Origin of the sequence: Alteromonas stellipolaris (assembly GCF_001562115.1) — a bacterium.
Lineage (GTDB): Bacteria > Pseudomonadota > Gammaproteobacteria > Enterobacterales > Alteromonadaceae > Alteromonas > Alteromonas stellipolaris.
The window spans coordinates 838,080-859,066 of sequence record NZ_CP013926.1 but is presented as its reverse complement, the minus strand read 5'-3'; the positions used below and the strand labels follow the sequence as shown (position 1 = coordinate 859,066).

At 43.2% G+C, this 20,987-nt stretch carries 19 protein-coding genes; 8 read left to right on the top strand and 11 right to left on the bottom strand.

The genetic code is table 11. The features are described from left to right. Positions 1-8: 8 nt before the first annotated feature. On the top strand, positions 9-920 hold the full coding sequence (gene rdgC, locus AVL57_RS03535) for a recombination-associated protein RdgC (RefSeq protein WP_057793855.1): 912 nt from the start codon (positions 9-11) through the stop codon (positions 918-920). A 129-nt stretch (positions 921-1,049) separates the two neighbouring features. Here rdgC and AVL57_RS03530 read toward each other — a convergent pair whose 3' ends face one another. Continuing rightward, entirely contained in the window at positions 1,050-1,619 is a 570-nt protein-coding gene (locus AVL57_RS03530; RefSeq protein ID WP_057793858.1) for a helix-turn-helix domain-containing protein, read from the bottom strand. A gap of 163 nt (positions 1,620-1,782) precedes the next feature. Here AVL57_RS03530 and AVL57_RS03525 point away from each other — a divergent pair, with 163 nt between their 5' ends. After that, positions 1,783-2,946, top strand: a complete 1,164-nt coding sequence (locus AVL57_RS03525; protein WP_057793860.1) for a benzoate/H(+) symporter BenE family transporter — start codon at positions 1,783-1,785, stop codon at positions 2,944-2,946. A gap of 48 nt (positions 2,947-2,994) precedes the next feature. Here the strand turns inward: AVL57_RS03525 and AVL57_RS03520 are convergent, their stop codons facing one another. Then, a complete protein-coding gene (locus tag AVL57_RS03520) occupies positions 2,995-3,831 on the bottom strand; it encodes an HDOD domain-containing protein (protein WP_013785426.1) in 837 nt (278 codons plus the stop codon). A 389-nt stretch (positions 3,832-4,220) separates the two neighbouring features. Here AVL57_RS03520 and AVL57_RS03515 point away from each other — a divergent pair, with 389 nt between their 5' ends. Further along, the gene (locus tag AVL57_RS03515; protein WP_057796357.1) at positions 4,221-5,927 is read left to right on the top strand and encodes a dipeptidyl-peptidase 3 family protein; all 1,707 of its coding nucleotides are present in this window, start codon (positions 4,221-4,223) and stop codon (positions 5,925-5,927) included. A 115-nt stretch (positions 5,928-6,042) separates the two neighbouring features. Here the strand turns inward: AVL57_RS03515 and AVL57_RS03510 are convergent, their stop codons facing one another. From AVL57_RS03510 to folB, 4 genes are all read right to left on the bottom strand, one after another. Further along, positions 6,043-6,411: a histidine triad nucleotide-binding protein gene (locus AVL57_RS03510; protein ID WP_057793862.1), complete on the bottom strand. Its 369-nt coding sequence runs from the start codon at positions 6,409-6,411 to the stop codon at positions 6,043-6,045. 136 nt (positions 6,412-6,547) lie between these two features. Further along, positions 6,548-7,348: an undecaprenyl-diphosphate phosphatase gene (locus AVL57_RS03505; RefSeq protein WP_057793864.1), complete on the bottom strand. Its 801-nt coding sequence runs from the start codon at positions 7,346-7,348 to the stop codon at positions 6,548-6,550. An 8-nt stretch (positions 7,349-7,356) separates the two neighbouring features. Continuing rightward, positions 7,357-7,851 carry a 2-amino-4-hydroxy-6-hydroxymethyldihydropteridine diphosphokinase gene (gene folK, locus AVL57_RS03500; RefSeq protein ID WP_057793866.1) on the bottom strand — a complete coding sequence of 165 codons (495 nt, stop codon included), beginning with the start codon at positions 7,849-7,851 and terminating at the stop codon, positions 7,357-7,359. Further along, the gene (gene folB, locus AVL57_RS03495; RefSeq protein ID WP_057793867.1) at positions 7,851-8,204 is read right to left on the bottom strand and encodes a dihydroneopterin aldolase; all 354 of its coding nucleotides are present in this window, start codon (positions 8,202-8,204) and stop codon (positions 7,851-7,853) included. Before folB ends, folK begins: the two co-directional genes overlap by 1 nt. 240 nt (positions 8,205-8,444) lie before the next feature. Here folB and plsY point away from each other — a divergent pair, with 240 nt between their 5' ends. After that, positions 8,445-9,047, top strand: a complete 603-nt coding sequence (plsY, locus tag AVL57_RS03490) for a glycerol-3-phosphate 1-O-acyltransferase PlsY (protein ID WP_057793869.1) — start codon at positions 8,445-8,447, stop codon at positions 9,045-9,047. Positions 9,048-9,087: 40 nt separating this feature from the next. On the opposite strand, the gene AVL57_RS03485 is transcribed toward plsY, so the two are convergent. Together AVL57_RS03485 and tsaD are read right to left on the bottom strand one after the other, a co-directional pair. Next, positions 9,088-10,392 carry an alkaline phosphatase family protein gene (locus AVL57_RS03485; RefSeq protein WP_082604970.1) on the bottom strand — a complete coding sequence of 435 codons (1,305 nt, stop codon included), beginning with the start codon at positions 10,390-10,392 and terminating at the stop codon, positions 9,088-9,090. Between the two features lie 73 nt (positions 10,393-10,465). Next, positions 10,466-11,479 carry a tRNA (adenosine(37)-N6)-threonylcarbamoyltransferase complex transferase subunit TsaD gene (gene tsaD / locus AVL57_RS03480; protein ID WP_057793871.1) on the bottom strand — a complete coding sequence of 338 codons (1,014 nt, stop codon included), beginning with the start codon at positions 11,477-11,479 and terminating at the stop codon, positions 10,466-10,468. 390 nt (positions 11,480-11,869) lie between these two features. Between tsaD and rpsU the strand changes: the two genes are divergently transcribed. The 4 genes from rpsU to rpoD all read left to right on the top strand — a co-directional run bounded on the left by rpsU (position 11,870) and on the right by rpoD (position 16,964). Next, entirely contained in the window at positions 11,870-12,085 is a 216-nt protein-coding gene (gene rpsU, locus AVL57_RS03475) for a 30S ribosomal protein S21 (RefSeq protein WP_012517258.1), read from the top strand. A 358-nt stretch (positions 12,086-12,443) separates the two neighbouring features. Then, entirely contained in the window at positions 12,444-12,890 is a 447-nt protein-coding gene (locus tag AVL57_RS03470; RefSeq protein ID WP_057793873.1) for a GatB/YqeY domain-containing protein, read from the top strand. A 141-nt stretch (positions 12,891-13,031) separates the two neighbouring features. Beyond that, positions 13,032-14,813 (top strand): DNA primase, encoded by a 1,782-nt coding sequence (gene dnaG / locus AVL57_RS03465; RefSeq protein WP_057793875.1) that lies wholly within the window; start codon positions 13,032-13,034, stop codon positions 14,811-14,813. Between the two features lie 324 nt (positions 14,814-15,137). After that, complete coding sequence (gene rpoD / locus AVL57_RS03460; RefSeq protein WP_013785437.1) at positions 15,138-16,964, top strand: RNA polymerase sigma factor RpoD; 1,827 nt, start codon at positions 15,138-15,140, stop codon at positions 16,962-16,964. A 238-nt stretch (positions 16,965-17,202) separates the two neighbouring features. Here rpoD and AVL57_RS03455 read toward each other — a convergent pair whose 3' ends face one another. From AVL57_RS03455 to AVL57_RS03445, 3 genes are all read right to left on the bottom strand, one after another. Continuing rightward, positions 17,203-18,822, bottom strand: a complete 1,620-nt coding sequence (locus tag AVL57_RS03455) for a methyl-accepting chemotaxis protein (RefSeq protein ID WP_057793877.1) — start codon at positions 18,820-18,822, stop codon at positions 17,203-17,205. 150 nt (positions 18,823-18,972) lie between these two features. Beyond that, positions 18,973-20,130 carry a hypothetical protein gene (locus AVL57_RS03450; RefSeq protein ID WP_057793879.1) on the bottom strand — a complete coding sequence of 386 codons (1,158 nt, stop codon included), beginning with the start codon at positions 20,128-20,130 and terminating at the stop codon, positions 18,973-18,975. Positions 20,131-20,163: 33 nt separating this feature from the next. Next, positions 20,164-20,568 carry a type 2 periplasmic-binding domain-containing protein gene (locus AVL57_RS03445; protein ID WP_057793881.1) on the bottom strand — a complete coding sequence of 135 codons (405 nt, stop codon included), beginning with the start codon at positions 20,566-20,568 and terminating at the stop codon, positions 20,164-20,166. Positions 20,569-20,987 lie beyond the last annotated feature (419 nt).

The window sequence follows — 20,987 nt, the reverse complement described above, 5'->3', positions numbered from 1 at the left end:
AGCCTCAAATGTGGTTTAAAAATATAAAAGCCTACCAAATTACCCAGCCACTTTCCCTTGACGATGGCGACCTAGAGCGCGTCCTAAGCGAACAAGCATTCCGTCCTTGTAAGAGTCAAGATTTGGCTACGATGGGCTTTGCTTCCCCATTCTCTCAAGCTGGCAAACAAGGCACCATGTTTCAGCGCGTTGGGCAACGTTACTGGCTTACCGTTAAGAAGCAAGAAAAGTTGCTTCCTGCTGCAGTAATTAATGCCGAATTGGACGACATGGTTGCCAAAATTGAAATGGAAACCGGTTCGCCTGTCGGTAAAAAGGCGAAAGCCGATCTTAAGCAGGAAATTCAAACTCGGTTGTTGCCTCAAGCGTTTACTAAAAACACTTACACCCATGGGTTTATTTCGTTAGAAGATAACCTGGTGGCTGTTGATGCCTCTGCCGATGGCAAAGCTGAAGCCTTTTTAGCCCTAGTTCGAAAAGCCATTGGCTCACTACCGGTTGTGCCTTTAGCCCGCCACAGTTTGCAGTCTGAACTGACTCACTGGCTGACTGACTCAGCGCCAGATGGCATAGCACTACTTGAAGAAGCCGAGTTCAAATCTACAGATGATGCTGGCAGTATTATTCGCTGTAAAAACCAGCCGCTTGATAGTGATGAAATCACGATTCATTTGGATGCAGGTAAGCTGGTACAAAAAGTGGCGTTTGAATATCAAGATACCCTAACTGCAGTTATTGCTGAAGATGGCTCGTTAAAGCGTATTAAGTTTACCGATAGATTAAAAGAAGAGACTGAAGACATTCCTAAAGACCAAGTTGAAGCACGCCTAGATGCTGAATTTGCGTTAATGTCTGCAGAGCTTTGTACTTTGCTAAACTTCTTGCGTGAAACGCTCAACTTGAATGACGCTAACACCTAAACCGTGTTTAACTAGCGTGAAATTAATACGTGTTGAGCAGTGCCCCATGGGTATTGCTCAACATTTTGTTTATTTTTGCCACCCGTTAGTTACCCGCTTCACCTCTAATCACTTGCCTGCCAGCTGCCTTTACAGCACTGGGTAGTGGATAATATTAATAAACTGGGTTTCCCCACTTTCATCTTTATAGCCATGCGCTTGATCGGCATCTATTAAATACTGCTCGCCGGCTTTGATGGTTTTACACTCATTACCTTGCCACAAGGTTAACCTGCCTCCAATGCAATGAATATGTTCAGTAACCCCACTTTGATGGGCCGTAGAGCGTTGCTCATGGAAGTGAGTTAGGGTAATTTCAAACACCTCAAAACCTTTGTTTACATCAAACGGAAAAAGGGTTTTCACTTGCATGTTTGGGTCGTGAATAAAGCCGTGATTAACATCGAATTCAGATTGTGCGGTTGCTGCAATAAAAGAGGAGAACGAGGCATTTAACCCTGTCGCAATTTTCCACAATGTGGCAATAGTCGGGCTTGACTCTTGCCGCTCTATTTGGCCTAACATGGCTTTAGACACACCGGTTAACGTGGCGGCTTTATCAAGAGACAAGCCCATATCACCACGCAACTGCTTTAAACGCGCAGAAATACTTAACGAAAAGTCTCCCGCCTGTAGTGCATCGCTATTGGTCTTCATCATTTACTGCTTCTTGTCACATTCTTACAAATAGAGTCGATTTAGCATTTTAATGCAAAACGCCTTGTGCGCTATAACGCACAAGTGTAGAGTTAACTTATTGTGTACGTTATAACGCACACAGTATGAAGTAGTTTAGGTTTAGGTTCAAATGGTTGGGGCAAAGATGAAATCAGAATGGCAGATTAGCCACATTTCTTCAGGATTAACGGCAGTCACCGTTGGCTATAGCAGTGCTGTTGTTATTGTTATTGATGCTGCCCGTAAAGCGGGGGCAAGCCCTGATATGGTCATTAGTTGGCTTCTCGCCTTAGGCCTAGGCATGGGCATTTCCTGTATTTTCTATTCTTGGCTAATGAAAATGCCTATTGTCACCGCCTGGTCTACCCCTGGTGCAGCCTTTTTATTAGGTAGCGTGGAGCAGTACACCCTTCCTGAGAGTATTGGCGCCTTTATTATCTGCGCAGTGCTTTCGCTGGTTACCGCGCAAAGTCGCAGTTTGCTCAATCAAATAAGCCGCATTCCGGCTAGTATCTCATCGGCGCTACTGGCAGGTATTCTATTGCCTATCTGTATATCGATATTCACTGATGTAGAACAACACCCCTATATTGTTGCCAGTTTTCTGGCTATCTATCTTGTTGGAAGCCGATTTTTCCCTCGCTACCTTATGTTGTGTTTACTGGCTGTTTCTATTGTCACTAGTAGCTTCTTAAACGGTGAAATCCCGTTAACTCTCTCACTACCCACTCCCGTGTGGGTCAGCCCCGAGTTTTCAATTACCGCCGTCATTGGGCTTGCCGTTCCTTTGTACATTATTACTACCCTTTCTCAGAATTTACCCGGCATTGCGATACACCATGCCCATGGTTACCACCCCGACCATAAAAAAGTACTAAGTGGCATTGCCATATTGCAGGGGCTGCTAGCGCCATTTGGCGGGTTTACGTTCAATCTTGCGGCAATAACCGCGGCCTTGTGCATGGGGGAAGAAGCAGATAAAGATAAAAGTCAGCGTTATAAAGCGGCCATCGCCGCAGGTATTGGTTACCTATTTATGGGGCTACTTGCGTCTGTTGTGGTGGTTTTGTTCGTTTCAATGCCCCCGATTGTAGTGCATTTACTGGCAGGTCTTGCGCTGCTGGCTACCTTGCAAGCCGCCTTGGTCAAAACCGTAGAGAGCGACAAATACCGTCACGCTGCCTTGGTCACTTTTTTATGTACGGCGTCAGGCTTCAGTCTTTTATCTATCACATCAGCGGTGTGGGGCCTACTACTCGGCTTATTGTTAATGTTGGTTGAAAGTAACAAACAAAAAAGCCGAACATAAGTTCGGCTTTAGGTAGTCATGCTTGACCAGCATTATGGTAGCAAAGTGTCAGGCAAATATTTGCTTTGCGGCACTGGCAAGGTCGGCAAATTCATCAGAATGAAGTATCGCTACATCGTCAATCACATCACGCTGTATGGCTAAGTTCAAAACAGCGTCTTTTTGACTGTCCATTGCGCCAGAAACGGCCGCACCAACACGAACGAAATCTATGTAAGTAACCTGCTCAGGAATATAGCTTAAATCTTTCCAGCATTTAGCTACACTCACAAACTCTTCACCAAAGCCCCACTCTCGCATGATGCTAGCGCCAATTTGCCCAGCCAGTTTGTCGATGGCCACTTCTAAAAAGGTTGGATTCGCAAACACTTCAGGGTGTCTTTCCGCTTCAGTTAGAATGGGTAATACACCAATATTATGGGTTAACGCTGTGAGCGTCATAATATCCATACTCATTTCACGCTTTTTCGTGCGCGCGATATAAAGCTGCATTACCGCCATTGAGTTAGCCACGATATTCACCGTATTCGCCCACTCTTTTTGCAAATAGGCACTCACTACATCGTTTTTAGAAACGAACAGCTGCTCCATGGCAAGCGCAGTTGAAATATTTTTGATTTGGCGTAAACCAATGCGGGTTACCGCTTGGCTGATAGAATTTACTTTGATACTGCGCCCCATATAAGCACTGTTCGCAATTTTAATCATTCTTGCGCTTAGCGAGGGGTCTTGTCCGATAACATCACCCATTGCACTTAAGTTGATATTAGGATCGTCCGCTGACTTTCTTACTTTTAAAGCAATAGCCGGTAATGTAGGAAGTACGAGTGTGTCGTTTGTTATTTTTTCAACAAGAATTGTTGAGAGCGCATTTTGTGTAGACATATACCTACCCTTAGATATGTTTCAAATAGCCACTAAAAGGCAATGAATTTAAGATACCCGCGGTTACACTGTAATCCTTGTTTGCGAGTAAATGACCAAGTTGCAGTTGCTCAGAGACTTACTATCCTACTATACGCTACACATCTGAAAAGCATAGCTTTATGATAGCAGGAAATCACATTCCCCTTATGTTATAACCGTTATTGAGCTCGAATAATATTGAACCTTTTACTAACTCAACATTGAATATGCATTATTACGCGTTATGAACAGTGTAGTACATATGCCTTTACATGAAACCTTGATACACATCAAAACGCCGCTCGCTAACGTGTAACTTTATTGTATATTCTTATCCTGCCAATAAATGTAGAACAGAAAACTTTATGATGAAATTTCCACGCAAACATTACTCTACTCTTGCAGTGGCTGTTGCCACAAGTTTATTTATGAGCGCCTGCTCTAAGGCACCAGAAGAGACCGTATCAAAAACAAATCCTTCTGTAGAGGCTTCGCAAACTGAATCACCCGATAGTGCCCTTCTTGTGAATGAGTCTCGGTTATCTATTTATCATCCCGTTGAACTAACCAGCGATTTATCCCATTTAAGCAACAACCAACAAAAGATGATTGCTTTGCTTATTGATGCTTCAAAGATAATGGATGACTTATTTTGGAAACAAGCCTTTTTCGGTGACAAAAGTGAGTTTTTAAATAGTATCGAAAGCGATGAAGTTAAACATTTTGCTTCAATCAACTACGGCCCATGGGACAGATTGAACGGCGATAGCCCCTTCCTTTCGGGCTATGAAGAAAAAGCACTGGGTGCTGAGTTTTATCCTCACACCATGACAAAGGCCGACTTCGCGACCGCCACATTTGAAGGCAAGCAAGGCTTATACTCGTTAGTGAAGCAAGATGAAGCTGGCAACCTCTACTCGGTTCCCTATTCCGAGGCGTACAAGAGTGAATTAACCGCTGCATCTAAGATTCTAAAAGAAGCGGCTGAACTTGCAGAAGACTTAAGCTTTAAAGCCTACTTAACCCTTCGTGCACAGGCACTGCTTACCGACGATTACCTAGCTTCGGACATGGCGTGGATGGACATGAAGACTAACCCTGTAGAGTTGGTGATTGGGCCAATCGAAAGCTATGAAGACCAGCTATTTGGTTATCGCGCCGCCTTTGAAGCCTACGTTCTGGTAAAAGATTTAGCGTGGAGTGAAAAGCTCGCAAAATACGCCGCTTTTCTTCCAGAGTTACAAGAAGGTTTACCTGTTCCTGCCCAGTACAAAGCAGAAGTACCTGGCTCTGATGCCGACTTAAACGCCTATGATGTAGTGTATTACGCGGGTCATTCAAACGCTGGCAGTAAAACCATTGCGATTAACTTGCCTAACGATGAGCGTGTACAGCTTGAAAAAGGCACCCGTCGCTTGCAACTGAAAAACGCTATGCGTGCCAAGTTCGACAATATTCTTATTCCTATTGCGGACATGCTAATTGCACCTGAGCAACGCGCTCATATTACGTTTGATGCGTTTTTTGCTAACACCATGTTTCACGAAGTGGCGCATGGCTTAGGGATAAAAAACACGCTTGATGGGAGCGATACTGTAAGGGGTTCGCTAAAAGAGCACGCCTCTGCGTTAGAAGAAGGTAAAGCTGACATTTTGGGCCTTTACATGATTCAAAGCTTGCTTGAAAAAGGTGAGATTTCAGAAGGTACACTTGAAGATTACTATGTCACCTTTATGGCTGGAATTTTCCGCTCAGTACGTTTTGGGGCGTCTAGTGCACACGGAAAAGCGAATATGATCCGCTTTAATTTCTTTGCACAAGAAGGCGCTTTTGAACAAACCGAAGAAGGTGTTTATCGCGTTAATGTTGAGAAAATGGGCGCTGCAGTTGCCGCCTTATCTGAGCTGATTTTAACGTTGCAAGGTGATGGCGACTACGACGGTGTTGCAGAACTTGTTGACAGTATGGGCGTGATTAAACCACAGCTAGCGGCAGATTTAGCTCGCTTAGAAGCGGCAAATATTCCTGTGGATATTCACTTTGAGCAAGGTAAAAAGGTACTTGGTTTGAACTAACCACGGCCTATCGATAGATGTTTCGATAAAGACTAAGCCAGTTAGTTGCCCGTGTTAAGCAACTAACTGGTTATTAAACTCATCGGTATGCGTTTAAAAGCTATTCCAAACGCTTTTATTCTAAACGCTTAGCCGTATCGGTATATGGCGGCCAGCCCATGATTTTACCGGCCAGTACATGTAGGTGTATGTGGTACACCGTTTGCCCACCAAACTCATTACAGTTCATTACCGTGCGATAACCTTGCTCGTCTACACCCAACTCTGCTGCTACTTTTGCGGCAACAAAAGATAAGTGTCCTACAACCTCTCTATCTTCTTTTGTGATGTCATTGATAGTAGGGATGGCTTTTTTCGGGATCACTAAAAAATGAACCGGGGCCTGCGGGTTTATGTCCCTAAACGCCAACGAGATATCATCTTCATAAAGGATATCTGCTGGAATTTCTTTATTGATAATCTTCGTAAAAATAGTGTCTAACATTGCGTACTCCCTGCTTCAATTATTGTAACCATACTGCGTTGCTGAATACTTCATAAGAGGCAACTCCCTAAAAGGAAATCGCTCCATTGTATTACGCCAACACAGTCTTTTATTAACCCGAATTTATGCTAATCGCTTATGCAAAAACGAACCAAAGCAAAATGACGCCTAACAGTAAGCGATAAATCACAAATGGAAGCATACCAATTCGCGATATCCAGCTAAGGAAGAGGTAAATACATAAGTAAGCACTCACAAATGAGAACGCAGCGCCATAGAGCAACGCAGACCAATCAACGGCTTCGTTAGCTTGTAATAAATCAAGAGTGGCAAGCAAACCGGCGCCCAAAATAACGGGAATAGACAGTAAAAACGAAAAGCGCGCACAGCTCTCTCTATTTAAGCCCAGCATCAAACCTGCTGTCATGGTAATACCCGAGCGAGAAGTACCGGGAATCAGCGCCAGTACTTGCGCTAAACCAATTAACAATGCTTGTTTCCAGTTAAGCGATGTTAATTCTTGAGTGCGTTTCGCGGTGGCGTCGGCATACCATAGGGCAAGACCAAAAATAATAGTGGTTGCGGCGATAACAAGGGCTGTTCTGGCATTAAGTTCTATCCAGTCTTTCATTACAAAACCAATAATCACAGCAGGTATAGTTGCGATAATCACATACCAGGCTAACTTACTGTCAGTGTTTTGCTCTTTTGTGAATCCCTTGGTAACCCAAGCCACTGTCATTTGTGCGATTTCTTGGCGAAAGTAAATCATTACCGCCAGTAAACTTCCCACGTGAACAGCCACGTCAAACGCTAACCCCTGACTTACCCAACCAAATAACTCTGCAGGCAAAAGAAGATGCCCAGAACTACTAATAGGTAAAAACTCGGTAACGCCCTGAATAATGGCCAATATGATTATTTCGAACAGTGTCATTCCGTTGCTTAGCTCCAAGTAAAATTGATGGGCGAGAGTGTTTGTTTTTCTTTATCGAAAGCCTGCCAAAGTGCCTCGTAGGTTTTGCCTTCAACAGGGTGGATATCATTAGGAACCAACTCAGCTAACGGCCATAGTACAAAGGCGTTATACAGAATCTCTTCCCGAGGCAATACAACGGGTTCATGGGTAACTTGATCGTCGTATGTGAGTAAATCTAAATCTAGTGTACGGGAACAAAATTTCTTTTCCCCGTGTTTACGACCATTGTCGCTTTCAATCTGACGAAAGGTATCTCGCACTTCAATAATACTCATAGAAGTCACGGCTTTCGCCACTAAGTTATAAAAGGCACTGCCATCGAAGCCGACTGACTCACTCTCATATACCGAAGAGTAGCTAACGTCATCGAAATTCTGTTTAAGCGCTTTAATACTTTCTCGTATGTAGTGTTCTTTGTCGATATTAGAACCCACACTAATTAAAATTGTATGACGCCCCACTAGGACTTATCCTGATACATAGCCACTGCCACCGTTTGTGCATTAGGAAGAATATTCGGCTTCACAATTTTCAAGCGAATAGCATGGGCCGGAAAGGTGGCAAGTACTTGCTTCATTACAGCGCCACCAAATGCCTCTAGCAGCATAAAGCGACTGTTTTTTCCAACCTCAGTAATGCAATCAGCCACGTCGGCATAGTTAATGGTGTCATCAACATTATCCGACAGCATTGCAGCATTTAGGTCAGCGTCGAGTTCAACATCGAGCAACAACGTGGTTAAACGCTCCCGTTCCCAATCGTACACACCGATGAGGGTATCGACAGCTAGCCCTGTTATATATATTTTTCCCATAAACCTTTTCATTCTTATGACCATACTGGTCTTACTACCACGTTAACTTCTTCTCAAAAGGTGGTATATCACTTTTGAATAGAGTAGCTTTACGCTTTACGTTGTTCGCCTTAGGGCGATGGTGGCACAACTATACCGTTGTACTGCAAGTGGGGGCAACACGCACTATAGCATTCGCCCCATATTATTTGGGTGTAGATATACGTTTAGTGTACAAAGCAGCAGGTTTAAGCAGCAATAATGATACCGTTAGCCCTATTAATGATTTGTGTAGCCTATTTGTTTGGCTCTTTATCGAGCGCGGTAGTTATTTGCAAAGCATTTTCTCTCCCCGATCCCCGTACTGCAGGCTCTAAGAACCCCGGTGCCACCAATGTATATCGAATTGGCGGCAGAATTCCGGCGTTGCTAGTGCTGGTAATGGATATTTTGAAAGGGACTATTCCGGTTTACTCAAGCTACTTTCTAGGCTTGGAGCCCGTGCTTTTAGGTCTTATCGCTATCGCTGCATGTTTAGGCCATATTTTCCCTTTGTATTTTGGCTTTAAAGGCGGCAAAGGAGTTGCAACGGCATTTGGTGCCATGTTACCTATTGGATTAGATTTGGCAGGGCTACTTATTCTAAGCTGGGTTATTGTCGTATTTCTTACCGGCTATTCGTCACTAGGCGCATTGGTTGCCGTCAGCCTAGCGCCGTTATTTACTTGGTTAATAAAGCCACTTTATACCGTTCCTGTGCTCATGCTGTCTTTACTTATTATCTTACGGCACCGTGAAAATATCGCCCGATTGATGAGCCGCTCTGAAGGTAAGATTTGGGATAAGGGCAACACCAAAGAGTAATTACAATCATAGCGCAGGCCAAACAAACGCTATTGCTGATTTATTGTAGACCTTGCCTTAATACGTCAATTTCGCCATCAATAGGTGTCAGTAATTCCAACCCCATAATTTCCGCCAACGCTGGGTATATTTCCAAATTACTAAACGCAGGCAATGTCTTTCCTTTTTGAAATGAAGGGCCTGATGCAACAAATAACCCACCCATATCTGATAACGTATTTAAGTAGCCATGGCCTCCTTTGCTAACATGAATGTCTTCCTCACTTCTAAAGCGGCCTGGAGGCAAAATTTCAATAATAATGTCGCCAGTACGTTCGTTGTACGGTATCTGCCTTTTATTGCGCTCTGCGGTGCTCAGTACTTTAAATTGGCCGTTTGCGAGCGCATTAAGCCGTGATGCCTCATTTTCAATTAGCTTGGGCGACACCTCAGAGTGTGCATATAGCCGAACCAGAGCACCACTATTACTAATCGTAAAATAATCAGGAATATCTAAAGATTCCACCATAACGTTGTGACTATCGTTTAATGTTGTCATACCGTGATCAGACACTATTACTAAGTCTACCTTTATGGGAAGCGTGTTCAGACGGTCATACAGTTGACCAATTAACTCATCAACTTTAGCGACGGCTTCTTTTGTTACTGACGACGTAGGCCCTTCATCGTGGCCTACCGTATCGGTTAGCGAAAAATAGCCTGCAACGAAGAGCGGGCGTGATGTTTCAGGTAAACGTAGCCATTGAACAATTTGATCAATCCGCTGTTGGTAGTCTGCATATTTTGAATAATGATAAAGATAGGTAGGAAGAGCGCCAGCTATTCTGGCGTCAGATTCAGGCCAGAAAAAGGTCGCAGCTTTATGCCCCTGGAATTCAGCTAAATGCCAAAGCGGTAATGCCGTAATCCAACTACTGTCGCCCTTGGCTTTACCCATCGAATATTTAGCATAGCCTCCCTGATTATCAGGCCGCGACTTTGCATAGAATCTGTTATCAATTATACCGTGGTTTATAGGCAACAGCCCTGTAACAATCGAAATATGGTTAGGAAATGTATTCGCAGGATAAACTGGCGTTAATGAGGTCGATCGCACACCCGCTTTTGCAATACGGGCAAGATTTTTTGCAGCGTGAAGTTCAATGTAATCATGCCTAAATCCATCTAAGGAGATGAGTACAACATGATTTTTTTCGTACTGGACCGACACATTGGTAGCTGGGTCTGTAGTGACTTCATTATTGCTTTGCGCATCAGCTTGAAAGGCCATTAACAATAAAACGATAACTGCAGATAGCGGTCCGTAGAATTGAATGACTCGCCAAGATCTAATCTTGTCAAACATGATGTTTTTTCCTACAAACTAAATAAGATACTCTTTTTATTTAGCATAATAACCCTACCCCATGACAGCTTTATTATACAGGCGCTAACGTATCTAGCGGCCAGCGAGGTTTTGCTTGTGAAGAAAGCCCTAATATTTCACCTGCTTTCAAACGCTGCATGCCTGCATAGGCAATCATGGCACCGTTGTCGGTACAGTATGCCAAGTTGGGGTAAAACACTTCCCCACGTAAATCGTCCATCAAAGTTTTCATTTGTGTACGCAGCATGGTATTCGCACTTACGCCGCCCGCGATAACAAGGCGTTTCATACCGGTCTGTTTAAGTGCTCGCTTACATTTAATGATTAACGTGTCGATAACCGCTTCTTGAAATGCATAAGCAATATTTGCTTTAGTTTGTTCGTTGTCATCCGCAGCACGAATAGTATTAGCTGCAAACGTTTTTAAGCCGCTAAAGCTAAAATCTAAACCGGGGCGATCGGTCATAGGTCGTGGGAATTTGTAGTGGCCTGGTTCACCTTTTTCAGCCAATTTAGCTAATAAAGGCCCACCAGGGTAATCAAGCCCTAGAAGCTTAGCGGTTTTGTCGAAGGCTTCACCGGCTGCGTCATCTATCGACTCGCCAAGTACTTCGTAGCTGCCTATACCTTCTACTTTTACTAACATAGAGTGGCCGCCCGAAACTAATAATGCAACGAAGGGAAATTCAGGCGCATTGTCTTCTAGCATGGGAGCAAGTAAATGCCCTTCCATATGATGAACGCCTACCGCAGGCACACCCCACGCATACGCTAAAGAACGGCCCACTGATGAACCTACTAATAAGGCACCAACAAGACCTGGACCTTGGGTAAAGGCTACGCCGTCTAATTCACTAGGCTGGGTGTTAGCATCACTAAGCGCTTTTTCAATTAGCGGGATAATTTTTCTAACATGATCTCGTGACGCAAGTTCAGGCACTACACCGCCGTAATCGGCGTGCAATTTAACTTGGCTGTATAATTCGTGTGACAATAACCCCGCAGTGTCGTCGTAAACGGCAATACCCGTTTCATCACAAGAAGTTTCTATTCCTAATATACGCATACTATTCCTAATATTTGCTTTGAGCCAAGCCTTACTTTTACGTCTTTAATAACAAAGTTTATTACAATAGATCAGTACCTGACCTGTTTGATCATCTGCGATCTGTGATATGATCGACTCAACCAATGCGGGATCGCGCTGAATTCTTTTTCTCCTGTAGACAGACAAAAGGGTATTACCTTGTCTCAGAAGGCGCAGAGTTTACCTTTATTCCGCATATCTTGGAATGGTGCTTCGTTTATTTGCGCAATATTGCCTATTTTTTGGCAATTCAGTCTTTACTTTCTGTTCGGAAATGATTAGAATTTCGCACCATTTTTAACCCGGGTGGCCTTTTTAGCGCTCAATTTCCCGGAATTATACAGCAAAAGTTTTGAGGTGAGTGTTTAAATGCCTATCGTTAAAGTTAGAGAAAACGAGCCGTTTGATGTAGCGCTGCGTCGTTTTAAGCGTTCTTGTGAAAAAGCAGGCGTATTGTCTGAAGTTCGTCGTCGTGAGTTCTTCGAAAAGCCTACTTGGGAACGCAAGCGTAAGAAAGCCGCTGCGAAAAAGCGTCATCTAAAGAAATTAGCTCGTGAAAACGCACGTCGCGTAAAACTCTACTAATACAGGGTTAACTTACGAGTCTGAAAGGTGTTGCATTTGCAACACCTTTCGCGTTTCTGGGCCACAGAAAATTCTTCTTTAGTGCTTGTTAGCATTATTTATTAATGCACAGCGTAATATTGATGTACTGCCCATTATTTATGAACAGCGAATTGAAGGACATCAAGAACGCCTGTTAGACACCCGGTTTTAAAGTGCCACTGACTCGCCCCTTATTAATAGTGTATGCCTTTTTATGGGTATGCTTGTATAAAGTGCTTTTTTACTTTTACTGTTTTACTTTTTTCTTTATTCCTTTTTTTATACCTTTATAGTGACAACCCTTCTTTGTTGAAACTTTACTTAATTTGGGAGCATCATGGCTTTAATAGACGATTTAAAATCCGCACAAAAAGATGCAATGCGCGCTAAAGCGAAATTACGTCTAGGCACCATTCGCATGGCAATAGCAGCCATCAAACAACGTGAAATTGACGAGCAAATTACCTTAGGTGATAGCGATATTCTTGCAGTATTAACCAAGATGGTTAAACAACGTCAAGATGCCGCCTCTCAGTTTGATGCCGCTGACCGTGATGACTTGGCTAGTAAAGAGCGTGAAGAGATTGTTGTGTTGGAAGGTTTTCTTCCTCAGCCTTTAACCGAAGACGAACTTGCCACCTTAATTGATGAAGCAATGGTAAGCACCGGTGCTCAAGGTATGCAAGACATGGGTAAAGTAATGGGTAGCTTAAAACCACAAGTGCAAGGCCGCACCGACATGGGCGCTCTAAGCGCTAAAATAAAAGCCCGTTTGAACGCCTAAATATCGTTAAATATACAACGGTAGAAATAGAATTAGCCGGGTTTGTGTAATCGCAAACCTGGCGTTTTCATTATTTACCTTCCCTGTTAAAGTACTTTTTTGTGCTACCCTAATTACCGTTATAAGCATTAGTGTCTCCTCATGGCCGGAAAAATACCTCGCGATTTTATTGATGATCTTCTCTCACGCACCGATGTTGTAGACATTGTTGATAGTAGGGTGAAGTTAAAAAAAGCGGGCAAAAATTATCAAGCTTGCTGCCCTTTTCATAATGAGAAAAGCCCTTCTTTTACCGTAAGCCAAGAAAAGCAGTTCTATCATTGCTTTGGTTGTGGTGCGCACGGCAACGCTATTTCCTTTTTGATGGAATTCGACCGTCTTGAATTTGTTGAGGCCATTGAAGAACTCGCCAAACTCTACGGATTAGAAGTGCCGAGAGAGAAAGGCCACTTGCCTGTTGTTAGCGAAGAGAAAAAGCAACAGCAGCAAGATGACTATTCACTAATGGAACAAGTTGTTCGCTTTTTTCAACACCAACTAAAACAAAATGAAAATAGCGGAAAAGCCATAGATTATTTGAAAAGCCGTGGACTTAGCGGCGATATCGTCAAGCAATGGGAAATTGGCTATGCACCAGACAGCTGGGACGCCCTGCTAAAAACCTTTGGCAAAGACCAAGCCCGTGTAAAGCAACTTATCGACTTAAAATTGGTTAATCAAAACGACCAAGGCAGACGATACGACTTCTTCCGCGACCGAATCATGTTCCCTATCAGAGACAAGCGAGGCCGCGTAGTCGGTTTCGGTGGACGTGTATTAGAAGAAGGCGGCCCAAAATACTTAAACTCCCCAGAAACCCGTATCTTCCATAAAGGCAGTGAGCTATTTGGTTTTTACCAAGCTCGTCAACAAAACCGTCAACTCGATGCAGTACTCATTGTTGAAGGTTATATGGATGTAGTGGCGTTAAGTCAGTTTGGTATCAACCAAGCAACGGCTGCGCTTGGAACCGCTACCACGGCTGAACATATGCAAATGTTAGTGCGAGCAACGCCGCATATTGTTTGCTGTTACGATGGCGACCGTGCTGGCCGTGAAGCGGCCTGGCGGGCATTGGAAAATGCCCTACCCGCATTAAAAGACGGCGTCAGACTGTCTTTCTTATTCTTACCTGACGGCGAAGACCCAGATACTATGGTAAGAAAAGTTGGCAAAGATACCTTTATGGAAATGCTTGATAATGCCATGCCATTGTCACGCTTCTTCTTCGAAAACCAATTAAAAACCCATAAAGTAGGTACACCCGAAGGCAAAATAGCACTTCGCAAAGCCGCGATGCCCTTAATTGAAAGTGTTCAGGGCGACGACCAAAAGCAGATGTTATTAGAAGAGCTTGCTAAGCACACCGGTGAATACGATAGATTTAAGTTACAGCAAGATATATCCAAAGCGAATCACGCCAGTAGCAAGCCCGCTTATTCAGCGAATAGAAACCAGGTAGGAAAAGCCCGCTTGTCACCGCTACGTATGCTGATTCGATTACTGCTAGATTCTCCTTCGCTAGCCACACGCTGTGATGACGTGCAACCTTCTGTATTTGAAGGAAGTGATGCCACCGGGATGGACCTTTTATTGGATATTCATCGTTATTGTTCACAATATCCTCAAGCAACCACTGCGCAGCTAGTTGAAAACTTCCGCAATCATCCCCATTCTCCTACTATCGCGAAATTATTGTTACAAGAACATCTTGTTAAAGACGAGGATGCTGAACGTGTTTATAGCGACAGTTTTGCTCGATTACTCGATTGGCATTTCGATAGCCGTATTGAAACTTTAATTTCCCGCTCTCGGGTTCAGCCACTAACTCAAGTGGAAAAAGAGGAACTGAACTTGTTAATGAAGGAGCGCCAGAAAAGCTGACCATAAGGTCGAGGCTAATAACTGGCTAAAAAAACAGCCGTCAATCTGGTAAAACCATTAGTAATTCTGCTATACTGGCTAATTCGCTGCACGCAAGCTTATAAGCATAAATGTGAACAAATTTGCAGCAATGTCAGTAGCAATTATAAAGCCGAACAAAACGGGCAGAACCAAACCCGGGCAGGTGTGCACCGTTTAATATGACGTGACACCGAGCGGAAGCGGCATTGATACAACAGTAGTACTACAGAGAAATAATGTACATACCTCTTTGGTATGGGTATTTCTATTGCAAACTAATTGAATGTGAGAAGTGTAGGTTATATGGCGCAAAGCAAGCAGTCTCAGATTAAACTCCTGATTGCAAAAGGTAAAGAGCAAGGTTACTTAACCTTTGCAGAAGTTAACGACCACCTGCCGCAAGATATTGTCGATTCTGATCAAATTGAAGATATTATCCGCATGATCAACGACATGGGAATTCAAGTTTCTGAATCTGCTCCAGATTCAGACGAACTTCTCATGCAAGAAGCAACCGCCGATGAAGACGCAGCTGAAGCTGCCGCTCAAGCGCTTGCTACAGTAGAAAGCGAAATTGGGCGTACCACCGACCCTGTGCGTATGTATATGCGTGAAATGGGTACGGTAGAACTTCTTACTCGTGAAGGCGAAATCGAAATTGCCAAGCGTATAGAAGATGGTATTAATCAGGTTCAGTGCTCTGTTGCTGAATATCCTGAAGCAATCACCTATTTGCTCGATCAATGGGATTTGTACGAAGCAGAAGAAATTCGCATTAGCGACATTATTTCGGGCTTTGTTGACCCGAATGATGATCAAGATCTTGCTCCCACGGCCACGCATATCGGCTCTGAACTTTCAGAAGAAGAACTGGAAGATGAAGATGACGACGATGATGAAGAAGACGAAGATGAAGGCGGTGTAGATCCTGAACTAGCACGCGCTAAGTTTGGTGCCCTTCGTGATCAGTACATCAAAGCACGTGACGTTATCGAGAAGAAAGGTCGCTCTCATGCTGCCGCTCGTGAGCAAATCAATGCATTGAGTGAAGTCTTCAAAGAATTCCGTCTAGTGCCTAAGCAATTTGATCGTATGGTTAAAAACATGCGTTCAATGATGGACAAAGTGCGTATCCAAGAACGTCTTGTTATGAAGTTCTGTGTGGTTAACGCCAAAATGCCTAAGAAAGATTTTATCAAGGCATTTGCAGGAAACGAAACGTCTTCTGCTTGGTTAACAAAAGCGATTAAAGCTAACGCTGCGTACTCTGATGCATTAGCCGTCAATAAAGAAGAAATCGAACGCTGTATTAGCAAAATGAACCAGGTTGAACAAGAAACTGGTTTAGTTATTGCTGATATCAAAGACATCAACCGTCGTATGTCAATTGGTGAAGCAAAAGCTCGCCGTGCGAAAAAAGAGATGGTTGAAGCTAACTTACGTTTGGTTATTTCAATTGCTAAGAAATACACGAACCGTGGTTTGCAGTTCCTTGACCTTATTCAGGAAGGTAACATCGGCCTGATGAAGGCAGTAGATAAGTTTGAATATCGCCGTGGTTATAAGTTCTCAACTTATGCTACTTGGTGGATTCGTCAGGCAATTACTCGTTCTATTGCCGACCAAGCGCGTACTATCCGTATTCCTGTACACATGATAGAAACGATTAACAAACTTAATCGTATTTCTCGTCAAATGTTGCAAGAAATGGGTCGTGAGCCAACACCTGAAGAATTGTCTGAACGCATGCTTATGCCAGAAGACAAAATTCGTAAAGTGTTGAAAATTGCTAAAGAGCCAATCTCAATGGAAACGCCAATTGGTGATGATGAAGATTCGCACCTAGGCGATTTTATCGAGGACAGCACCATTATTCAGCCCCTCGATTCTGCGACCGGCGGTAGCCTTAAAGACGCAACACAAGAAGTGTTGGCAGGGCTTACAGCACGTGAAGCGAAAGTACTTCGTATGCGTTTCGGTATCGACATGAATACTGACCACACACTTGAAGAAGTGGGTAAGCAGTTTGACGTTACCCGTGAGCGTATTCGTCAGATTGAAGCGAAGGCATTGCGTAAGCTACGTCATCCTAGCCGCTCTGAGCAGCTACGAAGCTTCTTAGACGAGTAGAATACTCGCCAATAAAAGTAATAAAAAATTAAAAATCCCCTGCTTCGTCAGGGGATTTTTTTATTTTGAGTTAGCGCTAAAGCTATGGCAAAAAAGTGGTCACTTGCCACGATGAGTAAGTTCCATTTTCAACATTGATTGATCAGTAGCTTCGCAATTTGCACTGCGGGCTAATTGATTAATGCCAGATACAAAAACGCCCTCAATGCAGAGGGCGTTTTTAATATTGGATTAGCGGTTATACGCGGAACTGTTTCGCTATCAATTCTAGATGCTGTGCTAAATCCGCAAGCTCGTTACACATAACACCTAATTCGCCTGAGCGAGTAGAAGTTTGCTCTGTACGTTGATGAATTTCTTCAACGTGCTTCACAATGTCTACCGCCACTGAACGTTGATCTTCAGTGTTGTGTGCAATCTGTTCGTTCATTTGGTTAATACGACCAATTGTACTGGTAATCGTTTCTAAACTAACACCCGCTCTATTAGCGGTCTCAACACTATTCGTTGCTTGCTCGGTACCGCGAGACATCACTTCTACCGCTGAATGCGCTGCACTTTGTAGTTGCTCAATAGTACTTTGAATTTCTTCAGTCGATTGTTGAGTACGTGATGCTAGTGTACGTACTTCATCAGCAACAACGGCGAAACCACGCCCTTGTTCGCCGGCTCTAGCAGCTTCAATAGCGGCATTAAGCGCAAGTAAGTTGGTTTGCTCAGCAATACCTTTAATAACGTCGAGTACCGAGCCAACTTTGTTCGAATCTGATTCAAGACGGCCAATCACATCAGCGGTTTCACGCACGTTTTCGGCTAACTGCTGAATACTAGAAACAGTTTGTTGTACGATTTGACGACCTTCACCCGCAGCGCTAGTGGCTTCATTGGCATCACCAGCCGCTTGCGCGGCACTGTGTGCTACACCATCTACCGAACCACTCATAGTATCAACCGCGAGTTTAGCGTTTTGTGCTGACTGCTGTTGAATGTCGATGGTACGTTGCGTTTCTTCCGTTAGGCCGCGAAGGTTTTGCGCTAAATTTGATAACGGTAAACTTGCCTCTACCACGTCTTTCACAACGCCTTGCAGTTTATCCATAAATTGGTTAAACCAATAAACCAGCTCGCCAATTTCATCTTCACTTTTCGTTGCGATTCGAACAGTCAGGTCACCATTTTCTTGGGCAATATCTTTAAGCGAGCGTACCACATCATCAATACTCTGCTTAATGCCACGAACAATAGGCACAGCAGTAGCAAATAATAATAAAGTAACGACAATAGTCATTACCACACCAGTGCTAATTAACGAAGTATTCGCCGCATCGGTTTTGGCGAATGAAGCATCAAATGCGGACTGTTGCTCATCTCTAAAATTCGTCATCGAGGCGATCACCGCATCGTATGAACCATTCATTTGGGCAGATAGTTGACCTAAGCGGCTAAAGTCAGCAGTGCCATCAACCATTGACTGGGAAACACCGAAAGCTACTTCAAAATAGTTATCGAACCCGTCAGAAATTTTCGATATCGCGGAACGAAATTCTGGACTTATCGCGCTTATCTCGTCTAGCCCAGCTTTCGCTTCTTTAGCTATCTCACTCGCAGCGCTTAATGTATCTTGATCGCCAGTGGTCACAGCACTACTTAGCGTGTCTCTCACTTTTTGCATATCAACTAATGTAGAGGCAGACAATTGAAGTGCGGGAAACTGGACCTTTTCAACTTTCTCAAGGGTGTCGCCGTTGTTTAGAGCAACGAAAACAGTAATTAAGAGGTAAATAATAAAGCTTAGTGCAGCAATTCCTGGTATCAGAAAAATTTTTGTTGCGATGGGCATTTTTTTTAGAAAATTCATTTTTATCTCACCAATTACGTCACGTTACTTTAGGCACGGCCACTAATCATGGCTTTATAATTCTATATCTTCACATTCTTAAAAAACTTTAGAAATATCTTAGCCCCACTCATTGCTGAGCGGGGCCAAAACGACAGTAATAAATGAATACTAGAAAGTATAGTTAACACCAACTCTTAAGAGAGTCGCATCATTAGCGTCGTTTGCATCGTCTTCAAACCAAGTCACTTCACCCTTAACCGCGAAACCAGGCTCAACATCGTAACGTAAACCAGCCGTTAACGCAGATGTATCCTCTAATGTTGATGCGGCTACAGCTGCAAAACCTTGATACAACGCTGACCATGTTCCATCAGTAACGGCATCGCCAGTAGCAATAGTAGAAGGAACATCGTTTAAGTAAGTTGCAACATCATCTGGATCTGATTCTTTGTGTTCATAGGTAATGTGCGGCGTGAACTTACCAAAACGCATTCCCGCGGTTACATACCAAGCATCATCATTTGCGATAGGAGCCTCATCAAATGAAATGTGGGTATACTCTGCCCCTACAAACCAATCGTATTTATCTATATTCACAGCAAGTTCGAAGAAACCAACCGTATCGTCTTCAATTAAGAAGTTGTTTGAAAAATTAGTGACAGTAGGAACAATTGCAGAAAATTGATTGATGCTATCAGTTAAAAAATCAAGATCTTCATTTGGACTAGTAAATTTAGCTTGCGCATAAATAGTACGAATATTAAACCAATCACGAGTGGCTTCAAAAGAAATACCAGTAAGGTTATCCGCCTCTACTGTATCAGCCTCCGAGCGTCCTGCAAAAGCCTGAACACCGTATTCCCAATCACCCGCATAGTTACTGTAGTCATAACGAACGCCGTCCATATTGTTAATAAGTACGCCGTAAACTGAATCAGGTGGTGTTAACCAGTGATATGAATACCCCACATCTAAAGAAGCAGAATACTTGAAAAATGGCAAGCGAACTCGACCAGCACTAATACTCGAGTTATTTGAAAGTGCATAAGTCATGTATGCCCATTCAAAACTTGCATCGTAATCGTCACTTCCACGGCCAACTAGCTGCGCTGTTGCAGAAAGCTTCTCACTTACGTCGCCACGAACTTGTAGACCGAAAACACTCGCAGGCTCGAAATTAAAATCACTGTCATAACCGTATACAGCTTCGTCATCATCTAGTGTCATACCACCGATAAGGTTGGCGAATCCATTGATTTTTATGTCTGCAACCGCCGGCATGGCAAGTAAGCTAGCAACTGATAAAAGGGCAAGTTTGGTTTTCATGTTAAATCCTTAAAATATTCTTAAACTGTGTAATCAGAAAGTGGCTACTACGCGTACGCTTCCATCTACCGAGCCCGCATCTACATAGCCAATAGCACCTGGATTTGAAGCAACAGCCGAAACCACTTCAGCGTCGCTACCTAATGCTTTAGGGGGCTGACCTTTCCCTGTAAAAACTAGCTTTGACCAAAACGCGGTAAGCTGAGATGCTGACTTATTCAAAACTTTACCGTTAAATTCATCTGTCGCAGCTTGACCTTCAGCAAGCGCTAGAGGTACTGCTTTAGTGCCGTTTGGAAAAGCTTTCATTTTGTTAAGGAAGAGTCGGCTGATTGAATCTTTATCTAACGCATCCCCATTGGATGGGTGAACTATCACTGCTACATCTGCAAAAGCCATGCTGCTGCACAAACTTGCTGCTAGTATCCACTGTTTCATTACATGTCCTCTAAGTCGTGTTTGTTTTGGTAGCGCAATTAAAAAAAACGTTAACTTTTAAATTTACAATACCAATATGCTTATTTTTTATTCTTACTCATACAGATATCTTCCTGCTTCAAGATTAAGATAAGTATTAGCAAGGATTAGAAAAACTGCCAACTGAGTTACGAAAAATTTTCGTTTTAAATTTCGTTGTGTTCAGTCCGGCTTTAAAAAGTATGCGCAGTTTAGGGAAGAGAGGCGTAGAAGCAACTAGACTAAAGGATAAACGCACCGAAAGGGCGTAAAAATTCATACGTAAAAATAACTAAAGCGTAGCAGATAAATCAATTTAACTATCTAAAATCAATTAGATGAGAAAAAAACAACAAATTAACTTAGGAGTGCCGAACGATATTAGTGTATAAAAATATATA